General features: G+C 31.1%; 22 protein-coding genes, 5 tRNA genes and 1 riboswitch. Of the genes, 26 read left to right on the top strand and 1 reads right to left on the bottom strand.

Translation table 11 applies throughout. From position 1 onward, the window contains the following. Positions 1 to 14: 14 nt before the first annotated feature. The 16 genes from wecB to mreB all read left to right on the top strand — a co-directional run bounded on the left by wecB (position 15) and on the right by mreB (position 14,193). Positions 15 to 1,151 carry a non-hydrolyzing UDP-N-acetylglucosamine 2-epimerase gene (wecB, locus tag HBE96_RS02330; protein ID WP_169296161.1) on the top strand — a complete coding sequence of 379 codons (1,137 nt, stop codon included), beginning with the start codon at positions 15 to 17 and terminating at the stop codon, positions 1,149 to 1,151. A 555-nt stretch (positions 1,152 to 1,706) separates the two neighbouring features. Next, entirely contained in the window at positions 1,707 to 2,081 is a 375-nt protein-coding gene (locus HBE96_RS02325; RefSeq protein ID WP_169296160.1) for an ATP synthase subunit I, read from the top strand. A gap of 4 nt (positions 2,082 to 2,085) precedes the next feature. Further along, positions 2,086 to 2,769, top strand: coding sequence for a F0F1 ATP synthase subunit A (locus tag HBE96_RS02320; protein WP_169296159.1), 684 nt, complete (start codon positions 2,086 to 2,088; stop codon positions 2,767 to 2,769). Positions 2,770 to 2,801: 32 nt separating this feature from the next. Next, positions 2,802 to 3,053: an ATP synthase F0 subunit C gene (atpE, locus tag HBE96_RS02315; RefSeq protein ID WP_169296158.1), complete on the top strand. Its 252-nt coding sequence runs from the start codon at positions 2,802 to 2,804 to the stop codon at positions 3,051 to 3,053. 65 nt (positions 3,054 to 3,118) lie between these two features. Then, positions 3,119 to 3,598 (top strand): F0F1 ATP synthase subunit B, encoded by a 480-nt coding sequence (locus HBE96_RS02310; RefSeq protein ID WP_169296157.1) that lies wholly within the window; start codon positions 3,119 to 3,121, stop codon positions 3,596 to 3,598. Positions 3,599 to 3,600: 2 nt separating this feature from the next. Further along, positions 3,601 to 4,140, top strand: coding sequence for a F0F1 ATP synthase subunit delta (locus HBE96_RS02305; protein WP_169296156.1), 540 nt, complete (start codon positions 3,601 to 3,603; stop codon positions 4,138 to 4,140). A gap of 10 nt (positions 4,141 to 4,150) precedes the next feature. Next, positions 4,151 to 5,665 carry a F0F1 ATP synthase subunit alpha gene (gene atpA, locus HBE96_RS02300; protein WP_029159213.1) on the top strand — a complete coding sequence of 505 codons (1,515 nt, stop codon included), beginning with the start codon at positions 4,151 to 4,153 and terminating at the stop codon, positions 5,663 to 5,665. 22 nt (positions 5,666 to 5,687) lie between these two features. Beyond that, positions 5,688 to 6,539 carry an ATP synthase F1 subunit gamma gene (gene atpG / locus HBE96_RS02295; RefSeq protein ID WP_169296155.1) on the top strand — a complete coding sequence of 284 codons (852 nt, stop codon included), beginning with the start codon at positions 5,688 to 5,690 and terminating at the stop codon, positions 6,537 to 6,539. 13 nt (positions 6,540 to 6,552) lie between these two features. Continuing rightward, positions 6,553 to 7,953 carry a F0F1 ATP synthase subunit beta gene (gene atpD, locus HBE96_RS02290; RefSeq protein ID WP_169296154.1) on the top strand — a complete coding sequence of 467 codons (1,401 nt, stop codon included), beginning with the start codon at positions 6,553 to 6,555 and terminating at the stop codon, positions 7,951 to 7,953. A 71-nt stretch (positions 7,954 to 8,024) separates the two neighbouring features. Further along, positions 8,025 to 8,423, top strand: a complete 399-nt coding sequence (locus HBE96_RS02285) for a F0F1 ATP synthase subunit epsilon (RefSeq protein ID WP_169296153.1) — start codon at positions 8,025 to 8,027, stop codon at positions 8,421 to 8,423. A 274-nt stretch (positions 8,424 to 8,697) separates the two neighbouring features. Next, positions 8,698 to 9,393, top strand: a complete 696-nt coding sequence (locus HBE96_RS02280) for a YwmB family TATA-box binding protein (RefSeq protein WP_169296152.1) — start codon at positions 8,698 to 8,700, stop codon at positions 9,391 to 9,393. 23 nt (positions 9,394 to 9,416) lie between these two features. Continuing rightward, the gene (gene murA, locus HBE96_RS02275; RefSeq protein WP_169296151.1) at positions 9,417 to 10,679 is read left to right on the top strand and encodes a UDP-N-acetylglucosamine 1-carboxyvinyltransferase; all 1,263 of its coding nucleotides are present in this window, start codon (positions 9,417 to 9,419) and stop codon (positions 10,677 to 10,679) included. 135 nt (positions 10,680 to 10,814) lie between these two features. Then, entirely contained in the window at positions 10,815 to 11,867 is a 1,053-nt protein-coding gene (gene spoIID / locus HBE96_RS02270; RefSeq protein ID WP_169296150.1) for a stage II sporulation protein D, read from the top strand. Positions 11,868 to 11,980: 113 nt separating this feature from the next. After that, a complete protein-coding gene (locus HBE96_RS02265) occupies positions 11,981 to 12,697 on the top strand; it encodes a M23 family metallopeptidase (RefSeq protein ID WP_169296149.1) in 717 nt (238 codons plus the stop codon). A gap of 107 nt (positions 12,698 to 12,804) precedes the next feature. Then, on the top strand, positions 12,805 to 13,059 hold the full coding sequence (spoIIID, locus tag HBE96_RS02260; protein ID WP_169296148.1) for a sporulation transcriptional regulator SpoIIID: 255 nt from the start codon (positions 12,805 to 12,807) through the stop codon (positions 13,057 to 13,059). A gap of 102 nt (positions 13,060 to 13,161) precedes the next feature. Beyond that, positions 13,162 to 14,193, top strand: coding sequence for a rod shape-determining protein (gene mreB / locus HBE96_RS02255; RefSeq protein WP_169296147.1), 1,032 nt, complete (start codon positions 13,162 to 13,164; stop codon positions 14,191 to 14,193). 81 nt (positions 14,194 to 14,274) lie between these two features. Here mreB and yyaC read toward each other — a convergent pair whose 3' ends face one another. Continuing rightward, positions 14,275 to 14,814 carry a spore protease YyaC gene (gene yyaC / locus HBE96_RS02250; RefSeq protein WP_169296146.1) on the bottom strand — a complete coding sequence of 180 codons (540 nt, stop codon included), beginning with the start codon at positions 14,812 to 14,814 and terminating at the stop codon, positions 14,275 to 14,277. Positions 14,815 to 14,940: 126 nt separating this feature from the next. Between yyaC and HBE96_RS02245 the strand changes: the two genes are divergently transcribed. From HBE96_RS02245 to HBE96_RS02200, 10 genes are all read left to right on the top strand, one after another. Further along, entirely contained in the window at positions 14,941 to 15,615 is a 675-nt protein-coding gene (locus HBE96_RS02245) for a hypothetical protein (protein ID WP_169296145.1), read from the top strand. A 206-nt stretch (positions 15,616 to 15,821) separates the two neighbouring features. Further along, positions 15,822 to 15,897: transfer RNA gene (locus HBE96_RS02240), tRNA-Thr, on the top strand. Positions 15,898 to 15,902: 5 nt separating this feature from the next. Further along, a tRNA-Tyr gene (locus HBE96_RS02235) sits at positions 15,903 to 15,987 on the top strand. Positions 15,988 to 15,994: 7 nt separating this feature from the next. Then, positions 15,995 to 16,070 (top strand) — tRNA-Val (locus tag HBE96_RS02230). A 22-nt stretch (positions 16,071 to 16,092) separates the two neighbouring features. After that, positions 16,093 to 16,168 (top strand) — tRNA-Thr (locus HBE96_RS02225). Positions 16,169 to 16,173: 5 nt separating this feature from the next. Next, positions 16,174 to 16,258: transfer RNA gene (locus tag HBE96_RS02220), tRNA-Tyr, on the top strand. A 267-nt stretch (positions 16,259 to 16,525) separates the two neighbouring features. Next, positions 16,526 to 16,628, top strand: a riboswitch (SAM riboswitch). Positions 16,629 to 16,699: 71 nt separating this feature from the next. Then, a complete protein-coding gene (gene metK / locus HBE96_RS02215) occupies positions 16,700 to 17,890 on the top strand; it encodes a methionine adenosyltransferase (RefSeq protein ID WP_169296144.1) in 1,191 nt (396 codons plus the stop codon). A gap of 280 nt (positions 17,891 to 18,170) precedes the next feature. Further along, complete coding sequence (gene recD2 / locus HBE96_RS02210) at positions 18,171 to 20,423, top strand: SF1B family DNA helicase RecD2 (RefSeq protein ID WP_169296143.1); 2,253 nt, start codon at positions 18,171 to 18,173, stop codon at positions 20,421 to 20,423. After that, positions 20,410 to 21,426 (top strand): hypothetical protein, encoded by a 1,017-nt coding sequence (locus HBE96_RS02205; RefSeq protein WP_243186804.1) that lies wholly within the window; start codon positions 20,410 to 20,412, stop codon positions 21,424 to 21,426. The genes recD2 and HBE96_RS02205 overlap by 14 nt, the downstream gene beginning before the upstream one ends. After that, positions 21,399 to 22,079 carry a ComF family protein gene (locus tag HBE96_RS02200; RefSeq protein WP_169296141.1) on the top strand — a complete coding sequence of 227 codons (681 nt, stop codon included), beginning with the start codon at positions 21,399 to 21,401 and terminating at the stop codon, positions 22,077 to 22,079. The genes HBE96_RS02205 and HBE96_RS02200 overlap by 28 nt, the downstream gene beginning before the upstream one ends. Positions 22,080 to 22,169 lie beyond the last annotated feature (90 nt).

Below are 22,169 nucleotides of genomic sequence, written 5' to 3'. Positions count from 1 at the left end.
ATGGAGGTATACTCATGGATAAAGTTAAAGTCATAACAATATTTGGTACAAGACCTGAGGCTATAAAAATGGCTCCTCTTGTTAAAGAACTTCAAAAAAAGAAACAAATAGATACTAAGGTTTGTGTAACCGCACAACATAGAGAAATGTTAGATCAGGTTTTAGAACTCTTTGATGTAAAACCAGATTTTGACTTAAACATAATGAAAACAAAGCAAAGTCTTACTGGTATAACTACAAGGGTTTTAGAGGGATTAGAAGAAATATTTGAGAAAGAAAAGCCAGATTTAATTTTAGTGCATGGAGATACAACAACAACTTTTGCTGGAGCGTTAGCAGCTTTTTATCAAAAGATAAAGGTTGGACATGTTGAAGCTGGACTTAGAACTTATGATAAGTATTTTCCGTTTCCAGAAGAAATGAATAGAAAGCTTACAGGTGCTGTAGCTGACATGCACTTTGCACCAACATTAGGATCGAAGACGAATTTACTAAAGGAAGGAGTAGATGAAAAGTCTATATTTGTAACAGGTAATACAGTAATAGATGCTATGGAATTTACTGTAGATAGTGAGTATGTGTTTAAAAATGATGAACTTAATAACATAGATTATAATAATAAAAAGGTAATAATGGTGACAGCCCACAGAAGAGAAAACTGGGGTCAGGGAATAGAAAATATATGTTCTGCTCTAAAAAGTATTGTAGAACAGAATAATGATGTAGAATTAGTATATCTTGTGCATTTAAATCCGGTGGTTAAAAATGTTGTATATAAAATTTTAGGAAATGTAGAAAGAATTCATCTGCTTACACCACTAGATACAAAAGAAACTCACAATTTAATGAATAAGTGTTATATGGTTATGACAGATTCAGGTGGACTTCAAGAAGAAGCACCTCACTTAGGTAAACCTGTACTTGTACTAAGAGATGTTACCGAAAGGCCAGAAGCGGTAAAAGCAGGAACTGTAAGGCTTGTAGGAACAGATATAAATGTTATAGTAAAAGAAGCTAATGAATTGATCAAGAATTGTGAAGAATATGATAATATGAGTAAAGCTATAAACCCTTATGGAGATGGCAAGGCATCTCAAAGAATAGTAACTTCAATATTGAAATATTTTAAAATAAAAAGTGATGAAAATTAATATGAATATGAAGAATTCAGCTAGAAAATATAAATTTCTAGCTGTTTTTTTAAAATGTGAGACTTTATATGCAAGTTAAAGGTAATAAGTATTATAAAGTTGCAGATGTATAGAATTTAAGATGACAAAAATTTAGTCGATTTATAGTAGATTCTAAAATAATTTTCCAGTTGATATAAGTATAAAAATTATGTATATTTAAATCTAAGAAGCTGTATAATATTGAAAGGTTTTAAGCTATGATTTTAATAATTAAAAAAATTAATTGTTATGCAAGGTTAATAAGTTTAATTGTAATTCAAATTGACAAAATTAAGCGAAATGAAGATAAAATATAAATATATTGTTAAAAAAACAACTATAAAAGCTAAATATCAATGGAAAAAGCAAATTGCAGGATTTTATTTATATTTTTTTATGTTATATAATAGATTATCATGTAAAAAACATAAAGAGTAAATCTAACGTATCTTCAGAAAATTTCAAATTTAGGAATATTATAAATTTTTAATAAAATATATTAACTACAATGACTAGCTAGTGGAGGAATATGAATTGGATAAAGAAATTATAGATATGATAAAAAAAGTATCTATTATCAATTTTATACTTGGAAGTATAATTGCTATTGCTATTCAGATGTTAATGAAAAATTATGGAGTATTTGCATTTGTAGGAACTATAATTGCAATAATTAATTTTAATGTTAACGGCATAATAGGTGGATTGATATTTGGTAAATTGAAAAATTCATCTACATCTTTGTATATATTGAGTTTTATTTTCAGAGTTGTACTTGCTGTAGGAATAGGATATGTAATTTTTAAGTATAATAATTACAATGTAGTTCCATATTTATTTGGATATACATCTCACTTAGTGGGAGTATATATATATTCAGTTATCAAAAATAATCAAGAAAGGATGTGAGAAAGTGGATGAATTGCAACCATTGTTTTCGATAAATCTAGGGTCATTTAAATTAGGAATAACTTCTAGCATTATTACACAATGGATTATAATTATTCTTGTAGCTATTTTAGCTAAAGTTTTTACACAAAACTTAAAAAAAGTGCCTGGCAAGAGGCAAAGTGTTGTTGAAATGTTGTTTGAAACAATAAGAAATGTAGTTAGGGATAATATGGGCGAAGAATATATTGGCTTTGTACCATACATAGGAACTCTTGCAATTTTTATTTTAGTTATGAATATTGGTCCATTAATTGTTGGAGCTAAAGCACCAACAGAAGACTTAAGTGTAGCAGCAGGTTTGGCATTAATAACATTTGTTATTGTACAAATTAATGCTGTAAGAAAAGTTGGTTTTAAGAAATACTTAGTAGCATATGCTCAGCCAGTAGTACCATTATTACCGCTTAATATTGTTGAAAGATTAGTTCTTCCAGTTTCATTAAGTCTTCGACTATTTGGTAATATGACTGCAGGTGCTGTAATAATTTCAATGATGTATCAAGGATTGGGTCATATAGCGTGGTTTTCTCAATTATTAATACCTATACCTTTCCATGCTTTCTTTGACTTATTTGATGCATCTATACAGATGGTAGTGTTTGTTATGTTAACAATGATGAATATAAAGATTATAGCTGAACACTAACGATAATTTATTATTAAGGAGGATTTTTTATTATGAATTTAGATGCGCATTCATTTGTATCAGGTATGGCAGCAATCGGTGCAGGTTTAGCTGCTATAGGATGTTTAGGTGGAGGTATTGGAGTTGGTACTGCTGCAGGTAAGGCAGTTGAAGGAGTTTCAAGACAGCCTGAAGCAAGCGGTAAAATACTAAGTACTTTCTTCGTAACTGCTGCATTATCAGAAGTAACAGCTATCTACAGTTTATTGATAGCTATCATGTTAGTATTTAAAGTTACAGTTTAAAGTTTAATTTAAACTAATTACCTCACCAGTTTACATATATTTAGAGGGGAGGAGTGAAATTCAATATGAATATTGATATTGGAAGAGTTGTAATAACTATAATAAATTTTATAGTACTATATTTGATTTTAAAACATTTCTTCTTTAAAAAGGTTGATGATACAATTACAACTAGACAGAATGAAATTGAATCTAAAATCAAAAATACCAATGAAAATGAACAAAAATCTAAACAGTTAGTACTTCAACATGAAGAATTATTAAAGAACTCTAGACAAGAGGGAAAAGGTATTGTTGAAGATTATAAAAATAAAGCTGAAAAAGTTTCCTCAGACATATTGAAAGAAGCTCATGAAGAAGCTGAAACTATAGTTAAAAGAGCTAAAGTTGAAGCTGAAAGAGAAAAGGAAAAAGCAGCAGATGAAATAAAGAATCAAGTTGTAGATTTAGCTGTTTTAGTATCTTCAAGAGCTCTAGAAGAATCTATAGACGAAGATCAGCATAGGAGACTTATTAAAGACTTTATAGCTAAGGTAGGTATCTAACTATGCATGAATATTTAGATAGAAGATACGCTCTTGCTCTTTATGAAATTGCAGAGGAAAAAGAAAAAGTAGAGCAGTATTTACAAGAATTAAAGGAAATAGTAGCTCTAATAAATGAAGATAAAGACTTTATGGGATTAATAGAACACCCACAAGTTAGCACTTCAGCTAAAAAAGAACTTTTCATTAAGGTATTTAAGGGTAAAGTAGACGAAGATTTATTAGCTTTTTTATTAGTTCTTATAGAAAAGGGAAGAATACTTCAACTTGAAGGTATACTTAACCAAATGCAAAATATTTATCTTGAAAAGAATAATACAGCTGTAGCTAAGGTAAAAACAGTTGTTGCCTTAAAAGATGATGAAAAGAAAGATTTAGTGCTACAATTAGAAAAAAAATATAATAAGAAGATTTTATTGGAAGAAGAACTAGACGAAAGCATAATTGGTGGAGTTTATGTTCAAGTAGGAAATGAAGTAATAGATGGAACAGTAAAATCTAAAATTGATGAAATGAAAAAATTAATGCTTAAGAGAGATTAGAGGTGAGCCCATGAATATAAAACCTGAAGAAATAACTTCAATTATAAAACAAGAAATACAAAAGTATGAAAAGAAAATAGAAACAGTTGATTCAGGTACAATAATTCAAATTGGTGATGGTATAGCCAGAGTTTATGGTCTTAACGATTGTATCGCTGGAGAGCTTCTAGAGTTTCCAAATGATGTCTATGGCATGTCTCTAAACCTTGAACAAGACAACGTAGGTTGTGTTCTTCTAGGTTCTGAAAAAGGTATAAAAGAAGGGGACATAGTTAAAAGAACTGGAAAAGTTGTTGAAGTACCAGTTGGAGATGAAATAGTAGGAAGAGTTGTAAATTCTCTTGGACAGCCTATAGATGGTAAAGGTCCTATTAAAACAACAGAAACAAGAGCAGTTGAAATTAAGGCACCTGGTGTTATTCAAAGACAATCTGTTAAACAGCCATTACAGACAGGTATAAAAGCTATAGATTCATTTATACCAATAGGAAAAGGTCAAAGAGAACTTATTATAGGAGACAGACAGACAGGTAAAACTGCAATAGCAACAGATACAATAATTAACCAAAAAGGCAAAGACGTAATTTGTATATATGTTGCTATAGGACAGAAACAATCTACTGTTGCTCATATAGTTAACAATCTTACTGAAGCAGGGGCTATGGATTATACAATAATTGTATCATCATCAGCATCAGAAACAGCACCATTACAGTACATTGCACCATATGCAGGATGTACTATGGGTGAGTATTTTATGCATCAAGGAAAAGATGTACTTATAATATATGATGACTTGTCTAAGCATGCAGTTGCTTATAGAACAATGTCATTATTACTTCGTAGAGCACCAGGTAGAGAAGCGTTCCCTGGAGATGTTTTCTATTTACATTCAAGATTGCTTGAAAGAGCTGCAAAACTTTCAGATAAGCTTGGTGGAGGATCACTTACAGCTCTTCCTATAATAGAAACTCAAGCAGGAGACGTTACAGCGTACATACCAACTAACGTTATCTCAATAACAGATGGTCAGATATTCCTTGAATCAGAATTATTCAACGCAGGACAAAGACCAGCAGTTAATGCCGGTATATCAGTATCCAGAGTTGGTGGTAATGCTCAAATTAAAGCAATGAAACAAGTTTCAGGAACACTAAAACTTGATCTTGCACAATATAGAGAACTTGCTGCTTTTGCACAGTTTGGTTCAGATCTTGATGGAGAATCAAAGAGAAGACTTGAAAAAGGTAAGAGACTAGTAGAAATACTAAAACAGCCTCAGTATAAGCCAGTACCAGTGCAAGATCAGATAATGATCATGTATGCAGCTGTTAACAATAAGTTAATGGATATTGAGGTAGAAAGTATAAAGAAATTTGAAAAAGAATTCTTAGAATATATGAATACTCATCATAAAGAAATTGGTGAAGAAATAGTAACTAAAAAAGTATTATCAGATGAGTTAAAAGAAAAACTTAGCAGTGCTATAGAAGAATTCAAAAAAATATTTTTAGCAGAGGTATAATTCCCTTTGCGGGAGGTGAATTATGGCAGGGGCAGGACTTGTTGAAATTAAAAGAAGAATTAAGTCAGTAACTAGTACCCAGAAAATAACAAATGCCATGTGTGTTGTTGCCACCTCAAAACTTAGGAAAGTCAGGACCCAATTAGAGGTAAATCAGAAATACTTTGATGCTTTCACAAAAATTGCTAATGATATTGCAAGCGGCGTGGAAGGAAGAAGTATTTATGTGCATGGTAATAAAAGTGATAAAAAACTTTATATTACACTTAGCTCTGATTCAGGACTTTGTGGAGGATTCAATGCTAATGTAGTAAATAAAACTGCAGAATTAATATCAAGTGATAAAGGAAACTCTGTATTAATGTCAGTAGGTCAAAAGGGAAGAATGTATTTTAATAGATTACAATGTGAAACTGCGGCAGAATACGTAGATATACCTGATATACCTACTCTAAAAGAAGCAGAGGCTATAACTTACAAAGCACTTGATATGTATAGAAATTCTGAAGTTGGAGAAGTGTATGTAGTATATACCAAATTCTTTACAACTGTAAAGCAATCGGTTGATGTACAGAAAATACTTCCTTTGGAAAATAAAAGTGGCGAATCAACAGCACGTTTTGTTAAGTTTGAGCCACCAATTGATCAAATAATAGATGATGTGGTGGTTATGCAGTTAAAACAACAAATATTAAATTATATGCTTCATTCTAAGTCCAGTGAACAAGGTTCAAGAATGGCAGCTATGGATGGAGCAACTAAGAATGCTAATGATTTAATAGACGATCTAAATCTTAAATTTAATAGAGAAAGACAAGGCGCTATAACTCAAGAAATAACCGAAATAATCGGCGGCGCAGAAGTTCAAAAATAAGGGAGGGACACTAATGCCAAATGTGGGCAAAGTTGTTCAGGTTATAGGACCTGTAGTAGATATAAAATTTAGTACAGAACACCTTCCTAATATATATAATGCCATAGAAATAGATATGGGAGATGCTGGTAAACTTATTACTGAAGTAGAACAGCATGTTGGAGACGATATAGTTAGAACCGTATCTATGGAAGGAACAGATGGCTTAAGAAGAGGTGTAGATGCAGTAGATACAGGTGCACCAATATCTGTACCAGTTGGAGAGGAAGTTTTAGGAAGACTTTTCAATATGTTAGGACAGCCAATAGATGAATGTGGAGATTGTAATGCTAATATGACATATCCTATTCATAGACCAGCACCAAGTTTTGAAGATCAATCTGTTTCACCAGAAATGTTTGAAACAGGAATTAAAGTTATAGATCTTATAGCACCATACCAAAGAGGTGGAAAAATAGGACTATTTGGTGGTGCCGGTGTTGGTAAAACAGTTCTTATTCAAGAACTTATAAACAATATAGCAAAAGAACACGGTGGATTATCAGTATTCACAGGTGTTGGAGAAAGAACAAGAGAAGGTAATGACCTTTATTATGAAATGAAGGAATCTGGCGTTATAGACAAAACTGCTCTAGTATTTGGACAAATGAATGAACCACCTGGAGCTAGAATGAGAGTTGCTTTAACAGGACTTACTATGGCTGAGTATTTTAGAGATAAAGGTCAGGATGTGCTTCTATTTATAGATAACATATTCAGATTTACTCAGGCTGGTTCTGAAGTTTCAGCCTTACTTGGTAGAATACCTAGTGCTGTTGGATATCAACCAACACTTGCAACTGAAATGGGTGCTCTTCAAGAAAGAATAACATCCACAAAACAAGGATCTATTACATCTGTTCAGGCTGTATATGTGCCTGCAGATGACTTAACAGACCCAGCACCAGCAACTACATTTGCGCATCTTGATGCTACAACAGTTCTTTCAAGATCTATATCAGAGCTTGGAATATATCCAGCAGTTGATCCTCTTGAATCAAGTTCAAGAATATTGGATCCAAGAATTGTAGGCGAAGAACATTATGAAATAGCTTCAAGTGTAAAACATATACTTGAAAGATATAGAGAGCTTCAAGATATAATAGCAATACTTGGTGTAGATGAACTTCCAGAAACAGATAGATTGGTAGTTGTAAGAGCTAGAAGAATTCAAAGATTCTTATCACAACCATTTAGCGTTGCAGAACAGTTTACAGGCATGAAAGGTGCTTATGTTCCAATAAAAGAAACTATAAGGGGTTTTAAAGAAATACTTGATGGTAAATATGATAATTTACCAGAAGCAGCATTCCTTTTTGCTGGAACTATAGAAGAAGTTGTTCAAAAAGCTAAATCTATGATGGAAGAAAGCTAATCCTTTTAGTTTTAAGTTAGACAGATTATTACTGTCTAACTTAATAATTTATTTGTGAGAAGGAGATTAATATGGCAAATGCTTTTAAGTTAACTATCCTTACTCCCGAAAAAGAATTTTATACTGGAGAAGTGGTAGAGTTAATAACAGGTACTACCCAAGGTCGTATAGGAATTCTTTCAAATCATATGCCTTTAGTGACTCCTTTAAGACCTGCTATCACAGAAATTACTACAAGTGATGGTAAAGAACTTAAAGCATTTACATCCAGTGGCATACTTGATGTAAAGGATAATGTAGTAGAATTCTTATGTGATTCTTGCGAATGGCCAGAAGATATAGACTTAGATAGAGCAAAATCTGCTAAAGACAGAGCTGAACATAGATTAAATGAATCAAAACATGACGTTGATGTAAAGAGGGCAGAATTAGCTTTAGCTAGAGCTATGGCTAGAATTAATTTAAAATAAATTTATATAAAAATAACACGAAACTAAGTTTCGTGTTATTTTTTTATCATAAAATTAATTATAAGAAGTTTTGCACATTTTGGTAAGTGTTTTTATATATTGATAGTATCTTAAGACACCCCTTAATAGTACACTAATCAAATTCAGATGATTTTCTATAGCATAGATTGATACAGGATCACGAAGTGAATATTTTGGTATAAATTAGTCAATAATGTTAAAGGATAAAAAGGGGGTGACAAGCTCTTTGGTATAAGCTGCTGAAGAGTATTTTATGAAAAAGAAGAAGGTTATGATTTTAATAGTTTTTTTAATAATTGGTGTTATATTCTTATTTAGCGATTTTTCATTAGCCAGTAATAATTCTGATTTATTTAATGATATTTTAAAAGAAACTAATAGCAGGACTGTTGAATGTGGTATAACAGCATCATTTATAACAGATGAAAATGGAGAGAAAGTTTGTAATGATATATTAAAAAAAATGGGATATTTTGATACAAGATATAAGTCTATGTTAAAAAACGAAAAAATTTATTGTATAGAATTTGGCAAAAATAATGTAAATGGTTACATAGAAACCATGAAATATGAAAATCATAATATTATAACAATAAATTTATTAGAAAAAAGTAATAGTAATCTACTAAGTAATATGAAAAGTGATGTGCAAAAGTGCATAGGTGGTAAAAACATAACCATAAAATATTTCCAATATCTAAAGGCGCAAGTTTGTAATAATAACATCGATGCAATAAATAAAGAAGTTTTAAAAATACTCAGAAATCATGGAGCATCTAATATTAATACAGTAGCTTTAAAAAATGGATATAGCACTACAGCTTATACAGGCATATATAATGCAATTCAGATTAATGGTAAGTTAATGGATTTTAATTATGCTGTATGTAAGTATCAGTCAGGCAATTATATAATTCTTGGAACACCTGAAATACTTACAACATATTAGCAATTGTAGAATGGAGGATAAATATGAATAAAATATCAGTAAGGGGAGGAAGAAAGTTACAAGGAGAGGTAAATATAAGTACTGCAAAAAATTCTATTTTACCAATTATAGCGGCTAGTATACTAAGTGGAGATAAATGTGTGATTGATGAAGCGCCTATGTTAGAAGATGTATTTGTTATAAGTGATGTACTTAGATCAATTTCAGCAGACATAAATATTAACGAGGAAGCTAATAGAATAGTAATAGATACTTCTAATATAAAGGATGATTCTGAGCCTTCAAGCAATTTGGTAAAAATGATGAGAGCATCTTTTTTAATTATGGGTCCTATGATATCTAGGTTTGGCAAGTTTAGATTATCTCTTCCAGGCGGGTGTAACATAGGAACAAGACCTATAGATTTACACTTGAAGGGGTTTAGTGCATTAGGTGCAGAAGTAAATGTAGGGCATGGATATGTGGAAGCTCAAGCTAAGAAGCTTATAGGAAATAAGATATATTTAGATTTTCCATCGGTAGGAGCAACTGAAAATGTAATGATGGCTGCAGTTATGGCTGAAGGTGAAACTATTATAGAAAATGCGGCTGAAGAACCAGAAATTCAAGACTTAGGGAAGTTTTTAAATAATATGGGAGCAAATATTATTGGAGCTGGTACAGATACTATTCGTATAATCGGAGTTAAAAATATGAAAGGAACTACTCATAAGCCTATATGTGATAGGATAGAAGCAGGAACATTTATGATTGCAGCTGCTATAACTAGAAGTAAAATTAAAATAAATGGAGTTAACGAGGAGTATTTAAAACCAATTATTGCCAAACTGACTGAAGTAGGTGTAAAAATAGCTTTAGATGGAAATAGCATGTATGTAGATGCAGATTCAGATCTTAAACCTATTGATATTAAAACCATGCCTTATCCAGGTTTTCCAACAGATATGCAGTCCCAAATGGCAGGTCTTTTATGCACTATAAAAGGTACTAGTGTAATTACAGAAACAATTTTTGAAAATAGATTTATGCATGCAGCTGAAATGAAGCGAATGGGAGCAAATATAAAGATTGATGGTAGAAGTTCTATTATTGAAGGTGTAGATAAATTAACAGGTGCAGAAGTTAGGGCTACAGATTTAAGAGCAGGAGCTGCACTGATACTTTGTGGCTTAGCAGCAGAAGGAGAGACAGAGGTTACAGACATATATCATGTAGATAGAGGATATGTTTCTATAGAAAAAAAATTACAAGGATTAGGTGCAGACGTTGAAAGAATAACGGGATAAACGTCCACGATATTAATATATTAACAGGAAGAGAAGATTAGAACAAAATCTTCTCTTTTCTTTAGTAATAATTTCCCCAAACTCTTAATAATATTATACTGATGTACTTTAACGAAAGTAAGGGGAGATACTTATATGAAAAGGGTTAGTGGTTTAATGTATTTAAAAAAACTTATGCTGTTAATTTTTATTGGGATAATTTTGGTTATAGCATTGTCACTGTTTATATTGGAGATAAGTGAAGGAGGCATAGGAATTAATAGGTCAATACCAAAATTCCTCATTAAATCCAACGACGTAATATTTAATAAACAAAATGTAGGAGACATAAAAATAAAGGTATATATTACAAAAGAAAATAAAGTGGAAGAAATGTGTTTGGAGGAATATGTAAAAGGAGTTGTGTCAGCTGAAGAACCAGTTGAATTTTCTTTAGAAGCCTTAAAGGCACAAGCTGTAGCAGCTAGAACCTTTGCATTAGCCCACATGGAGTCTTTTGGAGGGCATAAATATAAAAGTAATACTGGAGCGGATGTGTGTGATACAACTCAGTGTCAGGTTTTTAGACATAAGGAAGAGCAATTAAAATTATGGGAAGCTAATAAAAGAGATGAATATTGGAATAAAATAAGTAATGCAGTTCAGCAGACTTCGGGTGAATTTTTGGTATATGATAATAAGTTAGTAATGGAACCATATTACTTTTCTGTAAGCAGTGGTAAAACAGAAGATTGTTTAGATGTGTTCTCTAGTAATCTTCCTTATTTAAAAAGTGTGAGCAGTTTGGGAGAGGAAGGTGCATATAAACGTGAAAGTTCGATTAAAGTATCGTATAGTGAATTTATTAATAAAATAAGTTATAAATATACCAATTGTGGTTTATCGACAGCTAATATAAAAAATGAAATTCAAATAAAATCTAGAACTAAAGGCGGGTCAATAAAAGAAATGGCAATAGGAAAAATTACTATATCAGGTACTGAATTCAGAAGTATTATGGGATTAAATTCTGCTAATTTTAATATTAAATATAATGATACTGGTATGGAAATAGATTGCAAAGGATATGGACATGGAGTGGGTATGAGCCAGTGGGGAGCAAATGCTATGGCAAAGTCTGGAAGTAATTATAAAGAAATTTTAAAACATTATTATAGCGGAGTAGAAATTAACAAAATTTCTAGGTAAAGGGGCTTTGCCCTTTTTTTTTGTATGAAATATGTAAAAAATAATAGAAAAATTTTTATAAAATATGTATTTTTTACTATACTCTGGACAAACTACAAAAAGGAGGTGTTCATATGGACAAAAAATTTTTAAACAAAACAACTAACTTTTTTAAGAAGGAGGGCTTTTATGTAATACTATTTGTTTGCTTATGTATTGTAGCTACAGCAGCAGTTTTAACTGTTAAGTCTAATAAGCATAATGCGTTAATGCAGCAAAATGCCCAAACACAAGAAAAAGTGAAGAAGCAGACAGCCAAAGCAAATAATGAGTCATCTTTAAATTATGACAATGCTCTTCAGGTAAAGAAAAATTCTAAGGCACAAGTAGTTGTACCTAAAAATGAAGCAAAGTCACAAAGTGTTTCTAATACAGCAAGCACTTCGTTAAATAAACCAGTGGAAGGCAGTCTGGCAAGAGCTTATTCAGAAGATCCTGTATATTGGGAATCTACATCAAGTTACAGACCTAATCTTGGTTTAGATATAAAAGCAGAGATAGGTAAACCAGTATTTGCTTCTATGGATGGAAAAGTAGAAGAGATTAACAGCGCTACTCAAGATGGAGTAAAAGTTGTTATAAATCATCAAAATGGATTAAAAACAGTTTACTCTAATTTAGATGAAAAAGTAAAGGTTACCAAAGGCCAAAATGTAACAAAAGGTATGGTTATAGGAGCAGTAGGTAAAACTACGTTGAGATCAGCTTATGAAAAGTATGGGGACCATTTACATTTCCAAGTTTTAAAGGGAAATGATTTTGTCAATCCAGCAAAATATGTAAAATATTAATTTTGGGTCATTTTCCGATATATTTATCGGAAAATGACTAACCTGATGAATTTAAAAATTATAAACAGCATATTTATAAATATAGAAGGATTAGGGAGGTAGCATCCTTGAAAGATTACATTGAAGAAAGAGTTTTAGAAGTAGCAAATTATATTATAGGTTCAAAGGCTACAATAAGAAAAACAGCCAAGGTTTTTGGAGTAAGTAAAAGTACTATACACAAAGATATGACAGAAAGGTTACCTAAAATAAATCCTCAAATCGCTAAAGAGGCCAAGACTATTTTAGATTATAATAAAGCAGAAAGACATATAAGAGGTGGAAAAGCAACAAAAATGAAATATAAAGCTATTGAAGGTTAAAAACATTCCTATTATAATTAAATAAGTAGATATAATAAAAGTAGACAAAATTCACATTTTTATTATAAATAAAGAATGGGAAGAGTAGGAGTGAGCATAGGAATGTTTTTTAGTATAGGAACCGATATGGGAATTGATTTAGGGACAGCCACGGTGCTTGTTTATATTAAAGGCAGAGGAGTAATTTTAAAAGAACCTTCAGTAGTTGCTGTAGATAGAAGTAGAAATAAGGTATTAGCTGTAGGTGAAGAAGCATGGCAAATGATTGGTAGAACGCCAGGAAATATTGTAGCAATTCGTCCTTTGAGAGATGGAGTTATATCTGATTATGACATAACTGAAAAAATGCTAAAATATTTTATAACCAAGGCTTGCGGTAAAAAAAGAATGTCTGCACCAAGAGTAGTAGTATGCGTTCCCTGCGAAGCTACAGAAGTTGAAAAAAGAGCTATAATTGATGCAGCTAAAAATGCTGGTGCAAAAAAAGTATTCTTAATTGAAGAACCATTAGCAGCAGCTATTGGGTCAGGTCTTGATATAACAAAAGCAAGTGGAAACATGGTCATAGACATTGGAGGAGGTACTACTGATGTTGCAGTTATTTCTTTAGGTGGAATAGTTGTAAGAGCTTCCATAAAAATGGCAGGAGACAAGTTTGATGAAGCTATTATGAAATATATAAAAAAAGAACATAAATTAATGATTGGCGAAAGAACATCAGAGGACTTAAAAATAAATATAGGTTCTGCATATAAGAGAGAAGAAAAAATGATTATGGAAATAAGAGGAAGGGATTTAATTACAGGTCTTCCCAAAAATATAACTGTATCCTCAGATGAAATGAGGGAGGCATTGAAGGAAACAGTAAATGCTATAGCTGAAACAACCCATGCAGTGCTTGAAAAGACACCACCTGAATTAGCATCAGATATAGCTGATAAGGGTATAATTATGACTGGTGGAGGAGCACTACTTAATGGACTTAGTGAGTTGATACAAGAAGCAACAAAAGTTCCAGTATATGTAGCAGAAGATGCAGTGTCTTGCGTAGCGCTAGGAACAGGAAAGGTTTTGGAATATTTGGACAAAATGGAAGTTACTTTTACAGGTGATGATATAACGTTAATAGATTAAAAATAAAAGCAAAATCCTATAGAATTTAGGATTTTGCTTTTTTTTATGTGAACATACATACAAATTATAAATGGGTTGTTATTATAATGAAAATTTGGTGTTGTTATATAAATAATAAGTGTGTATAAGAGAGTGAGTTATAGCTTCAGCCATGTTTAATATTAAGTTTAGTCGTATATTATTACTAGTAAATATTTCGTCACTGTCATTAGAATCAACTATACCTATTACAGAACATTCCCCTACATTAGGAAGAAATTTACCGACGCCTTTACCAGGATGTACAGGATAATCTCTCGCTTGGATTTCTCCTATACTAGACTCATCACCAAGACATGCATCTATTCCTATTAAATTATTATATGGATGCATGAGTTTTATTTCTTTTAGTTTTTTATCGATATTTAAAGCATGTATCGGATCTGAAATAGTTCCATATACAGGTAGAGGGAAACCTTTAGCTTTTAGTAGAGTACCTACTAATGGCCCAAGACAATCACCTATGCATCGGTCTGTTCCAATACATACTATAACAGTATTTTTATTCATATAGTCTTTTAAAAAATATGCAATCTCATAATAACACATTGGATTTTTGTAATTAGATTTTACTTTATTCAAGAACTCACCTCCTATCAATAATTTATATGAAGATAATTTAAAAAATATCATTATTTAAAGAATAAAAAAAGAAAAAATAGTGAATACTAATAAAAGGTGTTTGCATAATACAAGGAGGCAAAATATATGAAAAAAAGGATACTGTCATTCGTTGTAATTTTATGTACCACAATATGTGTAGGTATAATGATTTATTCAAGTAGAATAGATGTTAATGAGAATTCAATAAAAGGAAAAGTCGAGGTAATGAATACAAATAATAAAACCAATAGTGCAGAAAGTAAAATACAGAATGACAAAAATAAAGGTAAAAGTGAAGAAAAAAGTAAAGATAACATTACGAATAGCCCTCAATCAAAAAGTAAAGAATTAATTAGTATGACAGATAGTTACAAAAAAAATAAGATGGATATGATAGCAGATAAAATAGATGAGGACAAAAAAGAAATTTTTTCACAATACGATGAGAAAGTTGACAAAGAAAATCAAAGAACAAAATCTAATAATGATGATAAAAATAATGATAATTTGAATAGTGAAAAAGATTTACCAGTATTTAAGGTTTCAAGGTCAAAAATAAAAGATAGTTTAACTATTGCCGATAAAGAAAAGCTTCTGTCTGTAGGAAGTAAGTTATCAGCTGTGGACTATGAAAAAGTAAATCAATATTTAAAAAATGGTAGTGATGAAGATATAAAAAACACTATAAAATTACTTAAGCAAAGATTATCTGACAAAGATTATGGAAAAGTAGAACAGGTAGTTAAAAAATTTATAAACATGGAATCAGTTAATCGATAAGATAATTTTATGATATAAGAGAATTATTAAATTTGATTAAATAAAAATAACTGAGTGTGATTTATAAAGATAAACAGAGATTAGTAGAGGTATACAGAGTAGAACTTGTTATACTGTAGATTTTGAACTTGAAAATAACAACTGAACAATGTATACTAATCCATGTTGAAGCCGTTACTGGTGAAAACATGGATAATATGAAATGTGCTGGCATAGCTCAGTTGGTAGAGCAACTGACTTGTAATCAGTAGGTCGAGGGTTCGACCCCTTCTGCCAGCACCAAATATGGAGGAATTCCCGAGCGGCCAAAGGGGGCAGACTGTAAATCTGTTGTCATCGACTTCGATGGTTCGAATCCATCTTCCTCCACCAATAATGTGGGCGCATAGCTCAGCTGGGAGAGCATCTGCCTTACAAGCAGAGGGTCACAGGTTCGAGCCCTGTTGTGCCCACCACATTAAAAATTAAATAGTATGTGCTGGCATAGCTCAGTTGGTAGAGCAACTGACTTGTAATCAGTAGGTCGAGGGTTCGACCCCTTCTGCCAGCACCAAATGCGGAGGAATTCCCGAGCGGCCAAAGGGGGCAGACTGTAAATCTGTTGTCATCGACTTCGATGGTTCGAATCCATCTTCCTCCACCAAGAAAAGCACTATTAAGTGCTTTTTTTCATGCAGAAATTTTCTGCTTTTAAATAAAAACGCTCCGTAAGTAGTTGAAAACAAATAGTTGTTACGCTTGGGGGGAACATTGAAAGTAAAAAGGTATAAGTAAAGTTGATGTAAAAAACGCGTTCAGGAGGACACTTATGTTCTTATTTTAATATGTAATGCTAGAAAAATAAAGTTTACATAGGTGTTGACACTAAAACTTACTTATGATAATATAATACGGTAATAATTGAATAAAACTCTTATCAAGAGAGGCGGAGGGAAAGGGCCCGATGAAACCCGGCAACCAGTGAATATTCACTAAGGTGCCAATTCCTGCAGTATCAATCTGCGAGATAAGAGAGTCGTTAAGTTTATTTAACCTCTTCTTACTGAAGAGGTTTTTATTTTTAAAAAGTTGGAGGGAGAAACTTATGAGAAGATTGTTTACTTCTGAATCAGTTACTGAAGGACATCCAGATAAAATGTGTGACCAAATTTCAGATGCTGTTCTTGATGCTATATTAGAGCAAGATCCTAATGGAAGAGTAGCTTGTGAAACAGCAACTACTACAGGAATGGTTTTGGTTATGGGAGAAATATCAACTAAATGTTATGTAGATATTCCTAAAATCGTAAGAAAGACTATAGAAGAAATAGGATATACTAGAGCTAAATTTGGATTCGATTGTTCTACATGCTCTGTAATTACTTCTATAGATGAGCAGTCTGCCGATATAGCTATGGGGGTTGATGAAGCTCTAGAAGCAAAAGAAGGTAAAATGAATGAAATAGAGGCTATAGGTGCAGGAGATCAAGGGATGATGTTTGGTTTTGCTACAAACGAAACAGCTGAATATATGCCTATGCCAATAAGCTTAGCACATAAACTTTCAAGAAGATTGACTGAAGTTAGAAAAAATGGAACTTTGAATTATTTAAGACCAGATGGAAAGACTCAAGTTACAGTAGAATATGAAAATGATAGACCTGTTAGAATAGATACTATTGTAATATCAACACAACATGATCCAGAAGCAACACTTGAACAGATTAAAAGAGACCTGATAGAGCAAGTAATAAAACCAATTATTCCAGTTGAGCTTTTAGATGAAGATACTAAATATTTTATAAATCCAACAGGAAGATTTGTTGTTGGAGGTCCTCAGGGAGATTCAGGATTAACTGGAAGAAAGATTATAGTTGATACTTATGGTGGATATGGAAGACATGGTGGTGGAGCTTTCTCAGGAAAGGATCCAACTAAAGTTGATAGATCTGCTGCATATGCTGCAAGATGGGTAGCTAAAAATCTTGTTGCAGCAGGAGTTGCTGACAAACTTGAAATACAACTTGCATACGCTATTGGTGTAGCACAACCCGTATCTATAACAGTGGATACATTTGGAACAGGAAAGATATCAGAAGAGTCAATAGTTGAAGTAGTTAAGAAAGGTTTTGATTTAAGACCAGCAGCTATTATAAGAGATTTAGATTTAAGAAGACCAATATATAAGCAAGTTGCTGCTTATGGACACTTTGGAAGAACTGATATAGATGTTCCATGGGAAAAATTAAATAAAGTTGAAGAAATAAAAAAGATTCTTTGGAATAGAAATGTTTAAAAATTAGGGTTATTTTGCAAGTAAGATTCATTGATGGTGAATCAACCTTTTAATAATTGTTAAGCAGATAATATGTTCAAATAAGAGCTGTGAAATTAAGATTATGTCTTAATTTCACAGCTTTTTAAATTACAATTAAGATTTATACTAATTTTATTTTTTAAATTATATTTTTAATAGTTCTTTTTAAAAATGTAAATGTTTTGTTTCTTCTGTATATTTGAAAACCTCATATGATATAATTAAAAATAAAAGATTACAAAAAATTAGGAGCGGTTTTATGCAGCAAATACAAGGTGTGGTTGAAAATATAGTTTTCCAAAATGAAGAAAATGGATATGTTGTAGCAAAGATTAAAGAAAAGAGCGAAAATGTAACAGTAGTGGGTTGCATACCTTATATTATAGAAGGACAAAATTTAAAGCTTATAGGTGAATGGGTTCTTCATCCACAATTTGGACAGCAGTTCAAAGTTTCTGGGTGTGAAGAAGTAATACCAAGCTCTGTTGTTGGTATAGAAAGATACTTATCTTCTGGAATAATATCAGGTATTGGACCAGTTACAGCAAAGAAAATAGTAGAGAAATTTGGAGAACAAACATTAGATATATTAGATAATCATATCGAAAGACTTAAAGAAATAGAGGGTATAGGTGCAAAAAAAATAGCATTAATAGATGATTCATATTCTAAGCAAAATGAAGTAAGAAACATAATGGTTTTTCTTCAGACTTATGGTGTAACTCCAAATCAATGTGTAAAAATACATAAGAGGTTTGGCTCAAATTCTATAAAAGTTGTAAAAGAAAATCCATATGTTTTAACAGAAGAAATATCAGGCATAGGATTTAAAACAGCAGATAGGATTGCAAGGAGTCTTGGAATAGAGACAAATTCTCCTTTTAGGATACAAAGTGGAATAAAGTATATTATAAATCAGTTCTGTGGGCTTGGAAATACGTATATGCCTTTAGATAAGTTAATTAAAGAAGGAATTGATATACTAGGTGTGTCTAAAAAAGAAATCGAAGAAAATATATATGATAGTTCTGTCAGTGGAAAGCTAAAGTTAGATAAGTTTCAAGATGAATTTTGTGCATTTACACTTTCATACTATTATTGTGAGCTTGGAGTTACAAAAAAGATAGTCACATTAGCTGCAAGTAACTATGATGATATAAAAATAAATGTAGATGAAGAAATAGCTTGCTTTGAAAATGATAATTGTATAAAGTTTGCGGCATCTCAAAAAGAAGCTATAAAAGGTGCTGTGGAAAATGGAGTTGAAATAATAACAGGAGGGCCAGGTACAGGAAAAACTACTATTATAAATTGTATAACGGAAATATTTGAAAAGTTTAAGCTTAGAGTTTTTATGGCAGCACCAACAGGAAGGGCAGCCAAGAGAATGACAGAATCCACAGGCCGAGAGGCTAAAACTATTCATAGGCTTTTAGAAATGGGAGTAGGTGAAGATGACTCAAATGTATTGTTTTCTAGAGGGGAAAATTCGCCTTTAGAGTGTGATGCAATTATATTAGATGAAGCTTCCATGATAGACATTATGCTTATGAATAATTTATTAAAAGCAGTTTCTATGGGGACTAGAATTATAATTGTAGGAGATGTAGACCAACTTCCGTCAGTAGGGCCTGGAAATGTGCTTAGTGATTTAATCGAAAGCAAGTGTATTAAAGTTGTTAGATTGAAAGAGATTTTTAGACAATCGAAAGAGAGCATGATAGTAGTTAATGCACACAAAATAAATAATGGTGAGATGCCTTTAATAAACCAAAAAAATAAGGATTTTTATTTTATAAAATGTGAAGGCTTAAATGAAATAACTAATACGCTGATATCTCTTATAGATAATAGGCTGCCTAGATTCAATAAAAAATGGGATAAAATGAAGCATATACAAATCCTTTCTCCTATGAGGAAAGGTGTTTTAGGAGTTTCTAATTTAAATAAAAAACTTCAAGATATTTTAAACCCTAGGGATGAAAATAAAAAAGAGAAAGAATTTAAGGATATTGTATTTAGGGTTGGAGATAAAATAATGCAGACTAAAAATAATTATTCCTTAAATTGGGCTAGGATTTCAGGAGAAGGCGAAAATGAAGGTACAGGTATTTTTAATGGAGATGTTGGGTTTATACAGGACATAGATGAAGATAAAGATACTGTAACTATAATATTTGATAACGAGAAGAAAGTTATATATGATAATATGTATTTGGATGAAATAGATTTAGCATATGCAATAACTATTCATAAGAGTCAAGGAAGTGAGTTTCCTGTGGTAATTATGCCGGTCTTTATGGGTGCACCGTTATTAATGAATAGAAACTTGTTATATACGGCTATTACTAGAGCAAAACAACTAGTTGTTTTAGTAGGAGATTTAAAAGCAGTAAAATTCATGATAGATAATAATAGAAGTTTCGAAAGATATTCATTATTAAAACATAGAATAATGGATATAATGGAGAGTGAAGTAGATGCTGTTATTTCAGAAGATGAAACTAAATAAGGAAAAAGAAAAATTAAGTGAGTCTATACTAAATTGGAGTATGGGAAGTGATAAGTTTCTTAATATAAGATCATTACCTTATAATTCAGCTGAAATATTTATAAAAGTTATAATGTACTATGTATTAAATAACAAGAAGATAGCGTATATTACAAATGAAACATCTAATAAAGTAGATGTCATAGAAAAAATAAAGAAATATACCGAATTTAGAAACTATGCTTATTTAAGAGGAAGCAAAATACAATCAAGTGCATTATTAAAAGTGGGAAACTTGTATAATATATGCAGCCTAAGAGAAAAATTTGATTTGATAATTTATGATGATATAAATAGTTTTCCTATAAAAAATGCTCATGAAACAGTAAATTTCATATCAAAAATATCTAAGTATAATACTAAGGTTATTACCTATGCAGTAGAAAGCATATTAAGGAGTCAAAAAGAATTTTTACTTCCTGTAAAAGACAACAAAAATCCTGTAATAGAGCCAAGAACTATACTTACAAGAATAGATATAAATAAAGATATACCTTTTATGGTGTATGATTATTTAAAATGGTCAATAAGCTGTGGGAGAAAGGTAATTATATATGTGCCTGATAAAGAAAAGGTTCAGAAAGTACACGTTTATGTAAAAAGATATTGTTTAAGTTTTACTAAGAGTGTAATGAAATTATACAAAGAAAATGATTATAATATTAATAAAAGAATAATTAATAACTTTGAAAAAATTAAAAACTCTATAGTGATTACAAACAGTTTTTATGAAGTTTTTTCAAATATAAAAAATACTGATATAATGGTGTATTTTGCAGATAATCCTGAATTTGATTATAAGAAACTTATTTATCTTTGTGCAAGTGTAGGAAGGAGTGAAAGAGACTTAAAAGGAGAAGTTATATTTTTGGCTAATGAGGAAACAGAAGATATGGAAAAGGCAAAAAATATGACGAGAAACTTTAATAAAGAAGCATGGGAAATGGGATTGTTAAAAATCTAATATTTTTAAAAGATTGTCTATTAGAAACTATATATTCAAATGATGAAAAGTGCATATGCTGTGGAGAAGAAATATATAATGGTAAATACATATGCAGCAAATGTGAGAAAACGATAAGGTTTTGTAATTATGGTTTTGATATACAAAAGGAAAAGGTTAGTTTTAAATGTTATAGTATATCCTATTATTCTGGTCCTATTATGAACTTGATATTACAGTTAAAATATAAGGGTAATTTCTTAGCTGGACAGGTAATATCTGAATACATGATAAATTTAATTAAAAGTAAAAAAATTAAATGTGATTATATAACTTATGTTCCAATGACTAAAAAACGATTAAAAAGCAGAGGATATAATCAAACTATGTACCTTTCAAAAATGTTATCTAAATCAATAGATATTCCTGTTATTAATTGTTTAAAAAAGATAAAAGATACTAAAGATCAAATTGGTTTAGGGAAAGAGGAACGATGGAAAAATATTAAGGGAAGTTTTAAGTTTTCAAAAAAATACTGTATTGAAAATAAAAATATATTAATAATTGATGATGTTATAACTACTGGTGCTACTGCTGTTTCATGCGGTTTAGAATTAAAAAAATATGGAGCGGCAGAAATTACTATATTGACTGCAGCGAAAAGTAGAGTATAATCTTATTATATGAAAGTCAGGTTTGTGGTTGAAAGTCGATGCCAGTCGCAGGCAAAACGATCCACGTAAGTTAAATAAAATGTTTAATGA

Origin of the sequence: Clostridium muellerianum (assembly GCF_012926525.1) — a bacterium.
Lineage (GTDB): Bacteria > Bacillota > Clostridia > Clostridiales > Clostridiaceae > Clostridium_AM > Clostridium_AM muellerianum.
This window is presented reverse-complemented; position numbering and strand designations above follow the sequence as displayed.